The sequence below is a fragment of the Corallococcus interemptor genome (genome assembly GCF_003668875.1).
GTDB lineage: Bacteria > Myxococcota > Myxococcia > Myxococcales > Myxococcaceae > Corallococcus > Corallococcus interemptor.
Genome location: NZ_RAWM01000081.1, coordinates 1 through 14723 on the forward strand (window position 1 = coordinate 1; position 14723 = coordinate 14723).

At 69.3% G+C, this 14723-nt stretch carries 10 protein-coding genes; 8 read left to right on the plus strand and 2 right to left on the minus strand.

All coding sequences use genetic code 11. The features are described from left to right. A partial coding sequence (locus D7X96_RS25300; RefSeq protein WP_370450145.1) for a N,N-dimethylformamidase beta subunit family domain-containing protein occupies positions 1–2572 on the plus strand: 2572 nt, incomplete at its 5' end. Here the strand turns inward: D7X96_RS25300 and D7X96_RS25305 are convergent. Together D7X96_RS25305 and D7X96_RS25310 are read right to left on the minus strand one after the other, a co-directional pair. Beyond that, positions 2573–3514 carry an ATP-binding protein gene (locus D7X96_RS25305; protein WP_199747183.1) on the minus strand — a complete coding sequence of 314 codons (942 nt, stop codon included), beginning with the start codon at positions 3512–3514 and terminating at the stop codon, positions 2573–2575. It lies immediately after the preceding gene. A gap of 79 nt (positions 3515–3593) precedes the next feature. Beyond that, a complete protein-coding gene (locus D7X96_RS25310) occupies positions 3594–4244 on the minus strand; it encodes a hypothetical protein (protein WP_199747181.1) in 651 nt (216 codons plus the stop codon). A 294-nt stretch (positions 4245–4538) separates the two neighbouring features. Here D7X96_RS25310 and D7X96_RS25315 point away from each other — a divergent pair, with 294 nt between their 5' ends. From D7X96_RS25315 to D7X96_RS25340, 7 genes are all read left to right on the plus strand, one after another. Continuing rightward, the gene (locus D7X96_RS25315) at positions 4539–8129 is read left to right on the plus strand and encodes a tetratricopeptide repeat protein (RefSeq protein ID WP_208647372.1); all 3591 of its coding nucleotides are present in this window, start codon (positions 4539–4541) and stop codon (positions 8127–8129) included. Next, entirely contained in the window at positions 8129–9574 is a 1446-nt protein-coding gene (gene gltE, locus D7X96_RS25320) for an adventurous gliding motility TPR repeat lipoprotein GltE (protein ID WP_120549745.1), read from the plus strand. The genes D7X96_RS25315 and gltE overlap by 1 nt, the downstream gene beginning before the upstream one ends. Positions 9575–9717: 143 nt before the next feature. Further along, positions 9718–9981, plus strand: coding sequence for an adventurous gliding motility protein CglF (cglF, locus tag D7X96_RS25325; protein ID WP_120549744.1), 264 nt, complete (start codon positions 9718–9720; stop codon positions 9979–9981). A gap of 86 nt (positions 9982–10067) precedes the next feature. Further along, on the plus strand, positions 10068–12026 hold the full coding sequence (gene gltG / locus D7X96_RS25330) for an adventurous gliding motility protein GltG (RefSeq protein WP_120549743.1): 1959 nt from the start codon (positions 10068–10070) through the stop codon (positions 12024–12026). A gap of 116 nt (positions 12027–12142) precedes the next feature. Further along, entirely contained in the window at positions 12143–12781 is a 639-nt protein-coding gene (gene cglE, locus D7X96_RS25335) for an adventurous gliding motility protein CglE (RefSeq protein ID WP_120549742.1), read from the plus strand. A 34-nt stretch (positions 12782–12815) separates the two neighbouring features. Further along, positions 12816–13013, plus strand: coding sequence for a hypothetical protein (locus tag D7X96_RS40485; protein ID WP_199738633.1), 198 nt, complete (start codon positions 12816–12818; stop codon positions 13011–13013). Then, positions 12980–14695, plus strand: coding sequence for a tetratricopeptide repeat protein (locus tag D7X96_RS25340; RefSeq protein WP_208647373.1), 1716 nt, complete (start codon positions 12980–12982; stop codon positions 14693–14695). The genes D7X96_RS40485 and D7X96_RS25340 overlap by 34 nt, the downstream gene beginning before the upstream one ends. The last annotated feature ends 28 nt before the right edge of the window (positions 14696–14723 follow it).

Below are 14723 nucleotides of genomic sequence, written 5' to 3' on the forward strand. Positions count from 1 at the left end.
GCGTTGGGTGGGGCTGGGGGTGGTGCTGGCGCTCCTGGTGACGGGGGCCTCGGGGTGCAAGGACTCCGGTCCCGCCCCTGGCACGCCGCCTCCGGGTGACCGGCACGACGAGCCGCCCCTCAACAACAACGACGCGGGCGTCGCCGGTCCGGACGGCGGCATCATCGTTCCCGAATATGACGCCGGCACTCCCGAGGAGGAGCCGGACGCGGGCACGCTGCCCGACGGCGGCAGCGCGCTGCCCGAGCGGGACCCGGACGCCGTCCACAAGGAGAACCAGAAGAAGGGCACCACGGGCTGGCGCATCGACAAGAACGCCAACAGCCGGGAGATTGAAGGCTACGCGCTGAAGGCCACCCTCAAGCAGGGCGAGTCGCTGCGCGTCGCGGTGTCCCTCTCCGAGGAGCGCAAGTTCAGCTGGTTCGTCTACCGCCTGGGCTACTACGGCGGCGTGGGCGCCCGGGAGGTCGCGCGCGGAGGCCCGGTCCAGGGCACGCGGCAGGCGGACTGTCCCGCGGATCCGGGCACGGGCATCATCGCCTGTTCCTGGTCCCCCACGCTGGAGATCCCCATTGGCGAGGACTGGGTGCGCGGCGTGTACGTGGTGAAGCTCGTGCGCGACGACCGGCCGTCGCGCTACGTGCCCTTCTACGTGCGGGACGCCAACCCGCGCGCGGAGGTCGCGGTGCTCATCCCCACCTCCAACTGGGCCGCGTACAACACCTGGGGCGGCACCAGCCTCTACGATGATCAGAAGGGCGTGATGAAGGCGCACGGCGTCGCGCGCGCCTTCCAGTCCTCCTACGACCGGCCCTACTACCGGGGCCAGGGCTCCGGGCACCTGATGACGGACGACCTGAGCCTCATCACCTGGCTGGAGTCGCAGGACCTGGACGTGGGCTACTTCACCGACGAGGACATGGACGAAAGCTACGACTTCCTTCGCGGCGCGAAGGTGTTCGTGATGTCCGGCCACGACGAGTACTGGTCCGCCAGGCAGCGCGACCACGCGGACCGCGCGCTGTCGGAAGGGCGCTCCATCCTCAACCTGGGCGCGAACAACGCCTACTGGCAGGTGCGCTTCGAGCCCGCGGCGGACGGCCGCGAGCGCCGCGTCGTCACCTGCTACAAGGGCGCGCCGGAGGACCCGTACCGGGATCAGCGCAGGACGGTGAAGTTCCGCGACCTGCCCGCGCCCCGTCCGGAGAACGCGCTGCTGGGCGTGCAGTTCGCCGCGCGCTGGCACCAGTGGCCCTTCCCCACGGTCATCACCAACCCGGAGCACTGGATCTTCAACGGCACGGGCCTCAAGGCCGGGGACACGCTGTGGATGGCCAACGGCTACGAAGTGGATCAGCTGGTGACCAACGGCCGCCAGCCCGCTGGCCTGGACGTGCTCGCGGAGTCGCCCATGCTGTCACTCCAGGGCGGCTTCGGCTTCTCGCACATGGTGGTGCGCAAGCAGGGTGACGCGTACGTGTTCTCCTCGGGCAGCATCGACTTCGTGCAGAAGCTGGCCGGGGTGGGGGACCGCGTGGCGGATCCGCGCGCGGGCCGCATCGTGGCCAACGTGCTCTACAAGGCGCTGGGCCGGAAGGTGCCGGGCGACCTGGTGAAGTTCCAGCCTCCCGCGGCCGCGACGCCCATGGGGCCCTTCGCCGCGTCCGTGACGACGGTGGCGGGACAGCCCGGCAAGCGCTGCCACTCGGGCACGAAGGTGGCGGCGGACGAGCTGGGCGCGCCGCTCGCGGTCGCCGTGCTGCCGGATGGCGGCTGGGCGGTGGCGGACTCGCTGGCCAACGCGGTGAAGCGCGTGTCGCCGGACGGGAAGATCCGCACGGTGCTCACCAACCTCGCGGGCCCCATGGGCATCGCCGCGGACGCGCTGGGCAACATCTACGTCTCCGACACGGAGAACGCGGTCATCCGCCGCATCACCCCGGACGGCCGCGCGGAGGTGTTCGCGGGCACCACGTGGGGCTACCAGGACGGCCCCGCGCTGTCGGCGGCCTTCAACCAGCCCGCGGGCCTGTCCTTCACGCCGGACGGCACGGCGCTGCTCGTGGCGGACCTGAACAACAGCGTCATCCGCCGCATCGACATGGTGACGCCCGGCAACCCGGTGACGACGCTCCAGGGTGACTGGCTCTACCGTCCCTCCGCGGTGGTCCAGGCGGTGGATGGCTCCGTCTACGTCGTGGAGAGCGGCATGGCGCGCGTGGTGCGCGTGCGCGACGGCGTCACCACCGTGATGGCGGGCTCCACGCCCGGCTTCCGCGACGGGGACCCGAAGGACGGCCAGCTGCTGCCGTACCTGGGCCTGGCGCTGCTGGCGGACGGCTCGCTCGCCATCTCCGACCCCGGCAACTACCGCGTGCGCCGGCTCACCTTCAACGCGTCCGGCGAGCCGCAGAAGCTGACCACGCTCGCGGGCAGCGGCCGCTACGGCGCGGACGACGGCGCGGGCCGGGACGCCCAGCTGGTGCTGCCCGCCGGGCTCGCGGTGGGGCCGGACGGCACGCTCTACGTGGCGGACGCTGGCAACTCGCTGGTGCGCGCCATCCAGCGCTGATCAGCGGCCCGGGCCGCGCATGCCGCCCATGGGCGGCGGCGCGTCCATCTCCTGCCGCGTGCGCCGCCGGTCCGGGGTGTCGCGCGGCAGCTCCACGAAGGTGCACATCTCGCAGAGCCGGCTGTAGATGCGCTCGCCCACGCGCTCGCGCAAAAGCTCCGCGTCCTTCATGGCGCTCCTCGCGTCGTCCGTGGTGCGGTAGCCCGAAGGCGCGCTGCTGCGCGCGCCCTTGCGCTCCGGCTCCAGCGAGTAGTTCGTGGCGAAGAGCGTCGTGCGCCCCGCGTTGTAGCGCCGGGCGATGAGCTCATCGAGCGTCTCCATCTCGAAGGGGCTGCCGCGCCCCTTGCCCAGCTCGTCGATGGCGAGCACCTCCACCTCCGACAGCGGCCCGATGATCTCCCCGCCGCTCTTGCCGTCCTGGAAGCCGCGCCGGATGGTCGCGTAGAGGAGGGAGATTTCGACGTAGCGGGACTTCACGCCCATCTCCAGCACCAGGTGCCCCAGCGTCGCCGCGAGCAGGTGCGTCTTGCCCGTGCCCACCGGCCCGCTCAGCACGAAGCCCTTGTTGGTGGCGCCCTTCACGTACTGGTTGGCGAAGTGCATCGCCACGCCGCGGCCGCGGTCCTGCGACTCGTTGAAGGGCCGGTAGTTGTCGAACGACGCGTGCGCCATGACGCCCGGCATCTGCACGTCGTTGTAGAGCGCCACGCGCGTGCGCCGCAGCGTGCACACGCACGGCTCCAGCACCTCGTACGTCCGGGGGCCCACCTTCGCGCTGAAGGTGCCTTCCTTCTGCACCAGCCGGTGCCCGCGTCCACCGCACATCGGGCAGTCCACCGAGCACGCACACACCCGCGCGGTCGCGAGCTCACCGCGCCGCTCGATGAGGTACGTCCGCCCGCCGCACTGCCCACACGCCTCGCCGTTCGCCTTGGCAGCCATCGCCCCTGCCATAACACCGTCACCCCTGGCCGTCAGCCCACTGCCCATCCGTTCAGGCGCGAGAAGGGGGAACAACCCCTCAGGTCTCCTTCATGTCCAGCCGCCGTCTGACGGCTGCCTGGAGCCGGAAGCGCCGGGCCACACGCCGCGCGCGGGCCGTCATCAGCTGCTGTTCACCGGTGCGCGCATCGCGCCACACCGAGCGTCGCTCCGGGAAGGGCAGGGCGCGGAGCAGCGCCATCAGCGCCCAGGCCTCCTGCTGATCCATCGCCGAGGGCTCGCGCGGCACGCACGCGAGCACCGTGTCCAGCAGCCGGTGCACCCGGGGCGCCAGCGCGGCTTCGCGCTCCGTGAGTGCCCGCAGCGCGGTACACAGTCGCGCGTGCCGCACCTCTTCCCAGGAGCGGGCGGGGCGCTTCTTGGACGCGGGACGCGCCTCCTCGCCCTGGCCCGCGGACAGGTCCCGGTACTTGCGGATCTCCGTCTCCACCTGGCGCCGGCACGCGCGCAGCGAGCGCAGCACCGGCTCACCGGGCCGCGCGTCCCACAGCGCCTTCTCCGCCGAGCGGGAGATGCCCCGCGCCACGACCTCGAAGGGCACGCCCTCCTGCGCCCACGCGGTGACGAGCTCGGTGTCCAGCGCGGACAGCATCAGTCCCGCGCCGCGCACCGCGAGGAAGTAGTCCTGCACCAGCTCCTCGAAGCTGGCGCTCTCCGGCAGAAGACTCATGATCCGACGACCACTCCAGGCAGGGCAGCCAGACGAACAGCCGCCAGCTTCCCATACCCTTTGGGGACCGCCGTGCAACCTTCCTGTCGCTGTCTGGAGCGGTGTTTTCGCACAGCGAAATTGAAGTTTTCCCGCTTGCTATCCGACGAAGCTGGCGTCCCGTCGTCTGAGTTGACCCGCCTTGCGCAAACCGCGCATAGTACGGGTCCCCTCATGGAAATTCCCGAAGATTCCCGGACACTTGCCAAGCAAGCAGGCATCCGTGGACGCCGGTTCCCCGCTCCTAGGAAGACCATGCGCCGCTCGCTACTCGTTTGCCTCGTTCTCCTGACTTCCATGGCTTCGGCCCAGGAGAAGAAAGCACTGCGCGACGCTGACCTGGGCAAGAAGTCCACCACCACCGTGGACAAGTCCCTCGCAGGCGACATCACTCGCCCGAAGGAAGCCCAGCAGGCCGCTCCCGCGCTTCAATATGATCAGTTCCGCCTGGGCGTGGAAGTGCAGGTCGCTTCCAAGCGCCGCGAACAGATCGAGTCCCTGAAGAAGATCATCTCGCTGTCTCCTGATCAGAAGGAGGCCCCCAGCCTGCTGTTCCGCCTGGGTGAGCTCTACTGGGAGGAGTCGAAGTTCTTCTTCTTCGAAGCCAACCGGAAGGACGACGAGCTCATCGTCGCCATGAACCGCAACGACGCCGCGGGCCAGCAGAGGGCCAAGGCGGAGAAGGCGGAGTTGATGGCGAAGGTGAAGGAGAACGGCAAGTACGCCGTCGAGCAGTACACGAAGATCGTCCAGGAGTACCCGAAGTTCGAGCGCACGGACGAGGTGCTCTTCTTCCTCGGCCAGTACCTGATGGAGGACGGCCAGGACAAGAAGGCGCTCGTCGCGTTCAAGCGCCTGGTGGAGAAGTACCCGCAGTCCAAGTACATCCCGGACGCGTACTTCGCCTTCGGCGAGTACTACTTCAACAACTCCAAGGGCAAGCGCCCGGAGCTGGAGAAGGCGCTCGCGGCCTACAAGAAGGCCGCCGAGTACCCGGAGAACCAGGTCTACGCCTTCGCCCTCTACAAGCAGGGCTGGTGCTACTTCAACATGGGCGAGTACGAGTCCGCGAAGGACAAGTACAAGACCGTGGTCCTCTACGGTGAGCTGGCCGGCGCCGGCGCCGTGGAGAAGGACGGCAAGGCCAAGGCGAAGGGCTCGCTGGTGCGTGAAGCGCGCGCCGACTACGTGCGCGCCTTCGCCCGCGAGGGTGACGTCACGCAGGCCCGCGCGGACTTCGGCAAGGTCGCCACCAATCCGGAAGACCGCTTCGCGATGATGAAGCAGCTCGCGAACCTGTACTACGGCGACGGCAAGGACCGCGAAGCGGCCATCACCTACAACGCGCTGATCAAGGAGAAGCCGCTGTCTCCGGAGGCCCCCGGCTTCCAGGGCAAGATCGTCGACTGCATCCTGCGCATGGGCAACAAGGAGCGCACCGTGGCCCAGGTGCGCCGGCTCGTGAAGATCATGAAGGACGTCGAGTCCTCTGGCGTCATCAAGGACGACAAGGACAAGAAGGCGCTCGCGGAGGCGAAGGAGCTGTCCGAGCGCACGCTCTCCAACCTCGCCGTCACCTGGCACAACGAGGGCAAGAAGACGCGCAGCGAGGAGACCTTCAAGTACGCGGACGCCGTGTACAGCGACTACCTCACGCTCTTCCCGGAGAACCCCAAGGCGTACGACCTGCGCTTCTTCTGGGCGGAGCTCCTCAACGACAACCTCCAGAACTTCGACAAGGCGGCCGCCAACTACACGCTCGTCGTCCTCCAGGACGCCAAGGTGCTGGAGGCCAAGGACGACAAGGGCAAGCCCAAGCCGGGCAAGCCGGGCAAGTGGCTGACCAACGCCTCCTACAACGCCGTGCTCGCCTACGACGAAGTCGTGAAGGCCGCCGAGGCGCGCGGTGAGGCGAAGTCCGAGTCCGCCGGCACGGACATCCAGAAGAAGATCGCCATCCCCACGCTGAAGAAGTCGCTGCTCGACGCGTGCGAGCGCTACCTCAAGTACGTCCCCAAGGGCGACAAGCGCGTGGAGATCGCCTTCAAGGCGGCGAACATCTACTACCGCCACAACCACTTCGACGAAGCGGTGCTGCGCTTCTCCGAAATCGCGCTCGGCTACCCCGAGTACAAGTTCGAGGACGGTCAGCGCGCGGCCGAGATCGCCGCCAACCTCATCCTGGACTCGTACAACCTGCTGGGCGACTTCGCGAAGGTCAACGAGTGGGCCCGCCGCTTCTACGCCAACGACAAGCTGGCCACCGGCAAGTTCCGCGACGACCTGGCGAAGCTGATCGAGCAGTCGTCGTTCAAGCTGGTCAGCCAGCTGGAGGAGAAGAAGGAGTTCTCCAAGGCGGCCGAGGCGTACCTGAACTTCGTCCACGACTTCCCGCAGACGGAGATCGCGGACCTGGCGCTCTACAACGCGTCCGTCGACTACTACAAGGCGAAGAGCCTGGATAAGGCCATCGAGGTCCGCAAGCGCCTGTTCGCGGAGTACCCCCGGTCCAAGTACGTGCCTGACTCCATCTACGCGAACGCGGAGGCGCTGGAGGCCATCGGTGACTTCGAGGAGGCGGCCGGCACCTACGAACTCTACGTGAAGGGCTACGAGCGCAACCTGAACGAGAAGGGCGGCGCGCCGGCGAAGGCCAAGGCGAAGAGCAAGGCCAGGGGCAAGGCCCGCCAGGCCTCCAACGATGACGGCCCCGCGAAGCCCGCGGTGGTGCAGAAGTGGGACGAGTCCAAGGCGCAGATCGCCCTGTTCAACGCGGCCACCTACCGCGAGGGCCTGGGCCAGCTGAAGGCCGCGCTCAAGAACCGCGAGCACTACATCGAGCTGTGGCCCAAGTCGAAGGACGCCGAGGCCGCCTTCCTGTCCATCGTGGACCTGCACGTGAAGCAGGGCGCGTACATGAAGGCCATCAAGCTCCTGGAGGAGTACGAGCGCGACAACATGCGCTCCCAGAGCAAGTTCCTCATGGCCGAGGGCCGCATCGTCGACATCTACGCGAAGATGAAGAAGACGAACGACGTGCGCCGCATGAACAAGCGCATCTTCGAGTACTTCGACCAGCTGCCCCGCCGTCAGCAGACCGCGCTGGAGAAGCCGGCGCTCGCCGCCGCCGCGCAGGCGAACCTGCTGGCCATCGAGCCGGACTGGGTCGAGTTCAAGCGCCTGAAGCTGTACTGGGGCGTGCCGCCGTCGCCGGAGCGCTTCAAGGGCTCGCTGGCGGACAAGGGCCGCGCGCTGGAGGTCGTGCAGAAGAAGTACGTGCAGACCGTGGCGCTGGGTGCCCCGGAGCCGGCCATCTGCGCGCTGCAGCGCATTGGCCTCGCGTATGACCACATGGCGGAGCTCGTCGTGAACGCGCCCATGCCGCGCGGTCTGGACGAGGAGTCGCAGCAGGCCCTGCGCGACGAGTTCGCCAACCAGGCCCAGCCGCTCAAGGACAAGGCCACGGAGGCCTTCTCCAGCGCGGTGGCCAAGAGCCGTGAGCTGGGCGTGTTCAACGACTGCGCCGCGGCGAGCCTGAAGATCCTCCGCACCACCTACGCCCCGGACCGCTACCCGGAGGTGCTGGAGGAGAAGCTCGCGCTGAAGAACAAGGAACTGGTGCTGGGCGGCGACCTGTTGGCCGCCGTGCAGGACATCCCGCCCCCGGTCACCAAGGTGGAACCGGAGAAGCAGGCCAAGAGCGAGGCGCTCAACGAGGACCTGTCCGCGCTGACGAACGCGCTTCGCCAGCAGACCGAGTCCGAGGTCGCCAAGCCCGCCGCCGCGTCCAAGGACGGGGCCCCCAAGAAGACCGTTGATGATCAGGAGCCGGAGGACTTCCTCTAATGAATCGCCGCATGCACCCGTTCCGCCCCCTCCTGCTGGCCACGCTGGCGCTGACCGCCGTCGGTTGTTCCACCACGCAGACCAACACTCCGTCGCCCGTCGCCAAGCCCGTGGCCGCTCCCACGGGCCCGGTGTCCATCTCCAACCGCGCCATGCTGCTGTTCGATGACGCGGTGAAGTCCTTCGACGCGCAGAAGAAGGCCAAGGCGTTCGACTACCCGTCACTGGAGCGCAAGTTCAAGGCCGCGCTGGAGGCGGACCAGAACCTGGCGGAGGCCGAGTACAACCTGGGCGTCATCGCCGAGCGCATGGGCAAGGCCGACGAGGCCAAGGCCCGCTACGCGGCCGCGCTCACCAAGAAGCCGTCGCTGCGCCAGGCATCCGACAACCTGGCCATCATGAAGCAGAACGGCGGCGACGTGGCCGGCGCGGTGGCGCTCTACCAGGACGTGCTCACGCGCTACCCGGATGACGCGGGCTCGCGCGCGCGCCTCGCGGAGATCTACCGGCAGAACAACGACCACGACAAGGCGATGGAGCTGTCTCGCGCCGCGCTCATGCGCGACCCGATGAACACCAACGCCCTCAAGGTGATGATCCGCAGCTACCTGGACCGCAAGCAGCTGGCCATGGCGAAGCTCGTCGCGCTGCGCGCGGTGAAGCTGGACGGCACGGATCCGGAGCTGCACCAGGCCGTGGGCCTCATCCTCCTCAAGGAGGGCGACACGGAGGGCGCGCGCCTGCAGTTCAAGAGCGCCCTGGAGGCGAAGGCGGACTACGTGCCCGCGCACGTGGAGCTGGCCCAGCTGGCGCTCAACGCGGAGGACTTCCCCGGCGCGGAGGAGCACCTGCGCCGCATCCTGCAGGCCGACGGCAAGAACGCCGCCGCGCACGTGGACCTGGGCATCGCGCTCAAGGGCCAGGGCCAGTACGACAAGGCCATGCAGGAGTACGACGAGGCGGAGAAGCTCAACCCCGACCTGGGCGCCACGTACCTCAACCGCGGCATCATCCTGCACAAGGTGAAGGACGCCCCCGAGCGCGCGGTGGAGCTCTACAAGAAGTACGTCGCGCTGGCCGGTGGCGAAGTCGCCCTCCATGCCGAAGCCCCCGTCTTCGGCCTCCTGCGCGAGGCGGAGAGCATCGTGCAGGCCAAGCGCGAGGCGTCCGCCGCCGAGGCCCAGGCCAAGCAGATGGAGGCGCTCCAGGCGCAGCAGCAGGCCGCGATGAAGGCGGAGGAGGCCAAGCAGAAGGGCCAGACGCCGCCGCCGCCGGGTGGAGCGACGCCCGTGTCCGGCACCGGTACCGCCCCGCAGGCCACGCCGGCCTCCGCCACGGGCACGCAGCAGCCGGCCGCCACCCCCGCGGGTGGTGCGCAGACGGCCCCTGCCCAGAAGAATGCAGCTCCGGTGGACTCCGACGAGCCGACGGACGACCTGCTGTGATGTGGGAGACGCCCGCCAGTGGCTTCACGCTGGCGGTGCGGCTCGGGAAGATGCGAACCTTGTGAGCCCCTCGTGCTTCTGGCGCGGGGGCCCACCATGCGGAAACACCAGTGGGCCTTGGGAAGGCCCCACGTGGAGGCAGGATGCGGAAGTGGCTGATGTTGTGCGTGACGCTGTCGGTGGCCCCGGCCTTCGCCCAGGACGAGGGCGGCAAGTCGGGTGAGGGCGGTGGCGCCAGGATGCAGAAGACGACCAGCGTCGACTTCGAGGACGACACCATCGAGGGTGACCTCACGAAGCCGGACGGTGAGTACGTCGAGGCGCGCAAGACCGTGAAGCACTCCAACCTCATCCGCATCCGCGAAGACTTCGAGGACAAGGTGATGCAGTCCGTGGGCGAGCTGTAGTCCCCCTCCACGAACTGAAAACCGGCGGTGGGAACCTTCCGCCGGCACCGTTGTCCAAGAGCGCAAAGCCCTACCGGGAGCCCCCCATGGCCGTACCCCTGACACTCAAGGTCTTCAAGGGCGACACGCTGGTCGCCTCCAAGGACTACGAGCGCGACATCATCAAGATTGGTCGTCTCTCCTCCGCGCACCTGTGCCTGGAGGACGACAAGGTCAGCCGCATCCACTCCGTCATCGAAGTTGCCGCCGACGGCTCCATGTCCATCATCGACATGGGCAGCGTCGAGGGCACCTACGTCAACGGCAAGCGCGTCAACAAGGGGCAGGTCTCCTTCGGTGACGAGGTCCGCGTGGGCGGCACCACCATCCGTCTGGAGAACCCGGCCGCCGTCGCCGCGGTGAACCTGGCCGCCGCCGTCGCGCAGGCGGATGCACCGACGGACAAGAACCCCACCGTCGCGCCGGTGGCCCCCGCCGCCGCCATCGCGCAGGCCGTGGCCGCGCCGGTCGCCCCGGTTGCCGCGCCCGCCGCTCCGGCCCCCGCCGCCGCGCTGGATCCGTCCGTCGCGCCCACGCAGAAGAACGCCGTGGCGCCCGCCCGGGCCCCCAAGGCCGTTCCGGTGGAGGACGACGCGCACGACGAGCAGGACGCCGCGCCGCGCGTGCGCACCGTGAAGAAGACGAAGTCCAGCGGCCCGCAGGGCGTGTCGCTGCGCCTGCTCTGGGGTGACCAGCGCGTGGGCGAGTTCTTCGTGCCCCCCGGCGCGAAGAAGGGCATCACCGTGGGCAGCGCCAAGGGCGTGGACTTCGTGATGGGCGACTCGAAGCTGGGCGCCCCGTCCTTCGAGGTCCTGCGCACGGACGGCCAGGCCTTCACCGTGCGCTTCGCGCGCAAGATGAAGGGCGAGCTCACGCGCAAGGGACAGACGCTGGACCTGGAAGCCGTGATGGAATCCGGCAAGGCGTCCCAGGACGGCGATGCCTACGGCGTCACGCTGGAAGCCGACGACTTCATCTGGGTGGACCTGGGCGGCCTCACGCTGGAGGCGCAGTTCCAGCCGGTTCCCAAGCGCGTCGCCGTGCCCATTGGCGAGAACATCGACTACACGGCGCTCAACATCTTCCTGGTGATGTTCTTCATCGGGACCGCCTTCGTCATCCACTCCATGAACGGGATGGGGGAGGAGGATCAGTACGCGGATGAGCTCGCGGGCAACGACGCGCGCATCGCGAAGCTGATCATCAAGCCTCCGGAGACCCAGAAGAACAAGTTCCTGGAGAAGCTGAACCAGCAGAAGGAGAAGAAGTCGGGCGAGATGGCCCAGAAGTCCCGCGGCGACGAAGGACAGATGGGCAAGAAGGACGCGCCCAAGTCCAACAACCGCACCGCGCCCAAGGGCGACCCGAACAAGAAGGACGAGGCGCGCGCCCTCACCGCGAAGATCTTCGGCGGCGGCAAGGGCGGCATCTCCACCATCTTCGGCAAGTCCGGCCTGGGTGGTGAGCTCAAGAGCGCCATGGGCAACATGTTCGGCGCCAAGGCGGGCGACGCGGGCGGCTTCGGCGGCCTGGGTCTGCGCGGCAGCGGCGGCGGTGGCGGCGGCACCGGTGACAGCATCGGCATCGGCGGCATCGGCACCAAGGGCCGTGGCGGCGGCAGCGGCAGCTACGGCACCGGCGTGGGCACGCTCGGCGGCAAGCAGAGCGTGGACGTGGGCATCACCTCGTCGGATCCGGAGGTCATGGGCTCGCTGGACAAGGAGCTGATCCGCCAGGTCATCCAGCGCAACCGCGGGCAGATCCGCTACTGCTACGAGAGCCTGCTCAACCGCTTCCCCAAGCTGGGCGGCAAGGTCTCCGTGAAGTTCATCATCAGCGCCAACGGCTCGGTGGCCACGTCCAACGTCGCGCAGTCCACGGCGGGCAACTCGGACCTGGAGACCTGCGTGGCCGGCCGCGTGCGCACCTGGAAGTTCCCGGAGCCCAAGGGTGGAGGCTCCGTGATCGTCACCTACCCGTTCATCTTCAAGCAGGCCGGTGACTGACGTAGAATCAACACATCCGTAAGTCCGCGCGGGCGGTCCTGGAGACAGGGCTGCCCGCTTCTTCACTTCAACCTCCCGCCCCCGCGGGAGGACTGCCCCCCACCAGGCTGCCCTCCATGCAGAAAGTCCTTGCTCCTCTTGCCCTGAGCGCCGCGCTCCTCCTTCCCGCGATGGCGGGCGCCCAGGACACCCCCAGCGCCGGTTCCGCGATGCAGGACCGCCCCGCGGTGACCTACAACGAGGTCGAGCGCGGTGTGTACTTCGGCGTGTATGGCGGTCCCTCGTGGATCACCAACCCGCCGGCGGACACCGGCCCGCGGCCCTTCTCGTCCGGCCAGATGGCCCAGGTGGAGCTGGGCGTGGACCTGGGGGAGCGCCTGTCGCTGGGCGTCTTCTTCATGGGCTCCGCCAACCGCGCGGGCGCGGAATACGTCGGCTACTCGCAGGGCGCCGCGTCCGGTGACTTCACCATGCTGGTGCCGGGCGCCGTGCTGCGCGCCCGCCTGGTGGGCTTCGCCGACAGCCAGGAGGTCAAGCGCACCTGGATCTACGCCCGCGTCGGCGCGGGCTACGCGATGTTCTCTCCCAAGAAGCTCCTCCCCGATTCCGACATTCTTGTGTTTGCCGGGCCCGGAGTGGAGTACTACACGCGGCTGCGCCACTTCTCGGTGGGGCTGGAGGTCGTGGGGAACTACCTCGCCTCCAAGGGCGCCTTCGGGTTCGCGGTGGCGCCCAACATTCGCTACGCGTTCTAGCGGGAGATTCACGTGGCTCAGGAGAATGGAAGCGGTGGATCGCGTCCGGGTGGACGCGGTCCGAACGGGGGCGCGCCGGGCCAGGGGCCCCGTCGTGACGGACCGGGAGGCTTCGGCGGTCGTGGCGGTCCTGGCGGTGGCCGGGGTGAAGGGCGCGGCCGGGGTGAAGGCCGTGGCCGTGATCGCGACGCCGGCCCGGTGGGGCCCGGCCAGCGTGTCATCGCCGAGCTGAGTGTCCTGGAGAAGGCGCTCTCCAAGAACGACTTCGGGGCGGAGAAGGGTCCGCTGGAGGCCATCGTCCGCTCGCTGCGGACCATGAACCTCAAGTCGCTCGAGGACCTGGACCTCAACACGCGTGGCCGTCTCATCACCACGCTCCTGCGCGTGCAGCGTCAGACGAAGCCGGCCCTGCCGGAAGCGGGCGCTGAGGCCGCGGCACCGGAAGCGGGCGCCTCCACCGAAGCCGCTCCCGCGGAGGCTCCGGCTTCCGAGGGCGCTGCCGCGGCCGAGGGTGCTGCTCCGGCCGAAGGAGGCGCGCCCGCCGAGGCCGCCCCCGCGAAGCCGGCGGTGGACCCCGCGAAGGAGAAGTACGACGGCTGGGTGGACGTGATGTCGCTGGTGGGGCGCGTCTGGCGCGCCGCGGGCGACGCGGACCGTTCCCAGGCGGCCTTCGCGCTGAGCGGCCGTGAGCCGGCCCCGGAGCCCTCCGCCCCGGCCCGCGAGGAGCGCGCCGAGCGTCCTCCGCGCGGTGACCGTCCGGAGCGTGGCGAGCGCCGGGACCGGGGCGAGCGCCCCGAGCGTGGCGACCGTCCTCCTCGCGGAGAGCGCCCGGAGCGCGGCGCGGCCGGTGAGCGGCGCGAGCGTCCTCCCCGGGGCGAGCGCCCCGAGCGTCCTCCGCGCGGTGAGCGCCCCGAGCGCGCGCCGATGCCGGAGCTGACGGGCGACTGGAAGGAGCAGGCGACCCAGCTGGAAGGCATGGGCCGCACGCGCGACGCGGCGCGCATGCACGAGCGCAACAACAGCTTCACGGATGCCACCCGGCTGTTCGAGGCGGGCGGTGACCTGAAGAGCGCGCTGCGCACGGCGCTGTCCGGCCAGGACAACGACGCGGTCCGCCGCCTCGTGGGCACGCTGCCCGCGGACCAGATTGGCCCCACGCTGGAGAAGGCCGGCGCGTACGAGCTGCTCATGGAGCACTACGTCGCCAAGGCCGACTTCGAGAACGTCGCCCGCCTCTACGAGCGCGCGCGGCAGTTCGACCAGGCGGCCCTCGCGTACGAGCGCGCCAACAAGCTGACCCTGGCGCGCAAGGCGTACGAGCGCGCCCGGGACATGGCGAGCGCCAACCGCATCCGTGGCCTGGAGGTGAAGGCCCTGGTGGAGCGCGGCGACCGTCTGGGCGCGGCGACCCTGCTGGTGGCCGTGGGCCAGCGGCGCGAGGCGGTGGAGGTGCTGAGCCCCCTGCCTCCTCCGAAGGCGTTCCACTTCATGCAGCGGCTCACCCTGGAGGACGAGGCCAAGGAGCTCGCGAAGCGCGAGCTGGCTCGCGCCGAACAGGAGCAGAAGCCCGCCGGCCGCGCCCGGTGGCTGGAGCTGCTGGGCGACCTGACCGCCGCCGCGGAGACGTGGACGCAGGCGGGCCGCAAGGACAAGGCGCTGCCCCTGTACGAGAAGCTCGGTGGGGAGCACCTGCCCCGCGCCGCGCAGATCGCGGAGGAGCTGCAGCAGCGTGACAAGGCCATCGCCCTGTACACGCAGCTCAACGACAGCGCCGGCGTGGAGCGCGCCAAGGCCCTCCCGGAAACCCCGGCCACGCCCCCCGAGGGCAGCAAGCCGGACGCGGGTGACGACTCGGAATCCGGAGCTTCTCCGGCGGAAAATGCTTCCTCGGCTGGCGAGCAAGAAAGCCAATAATTCCCGCCGGTTGACGGGTTTTGCATGA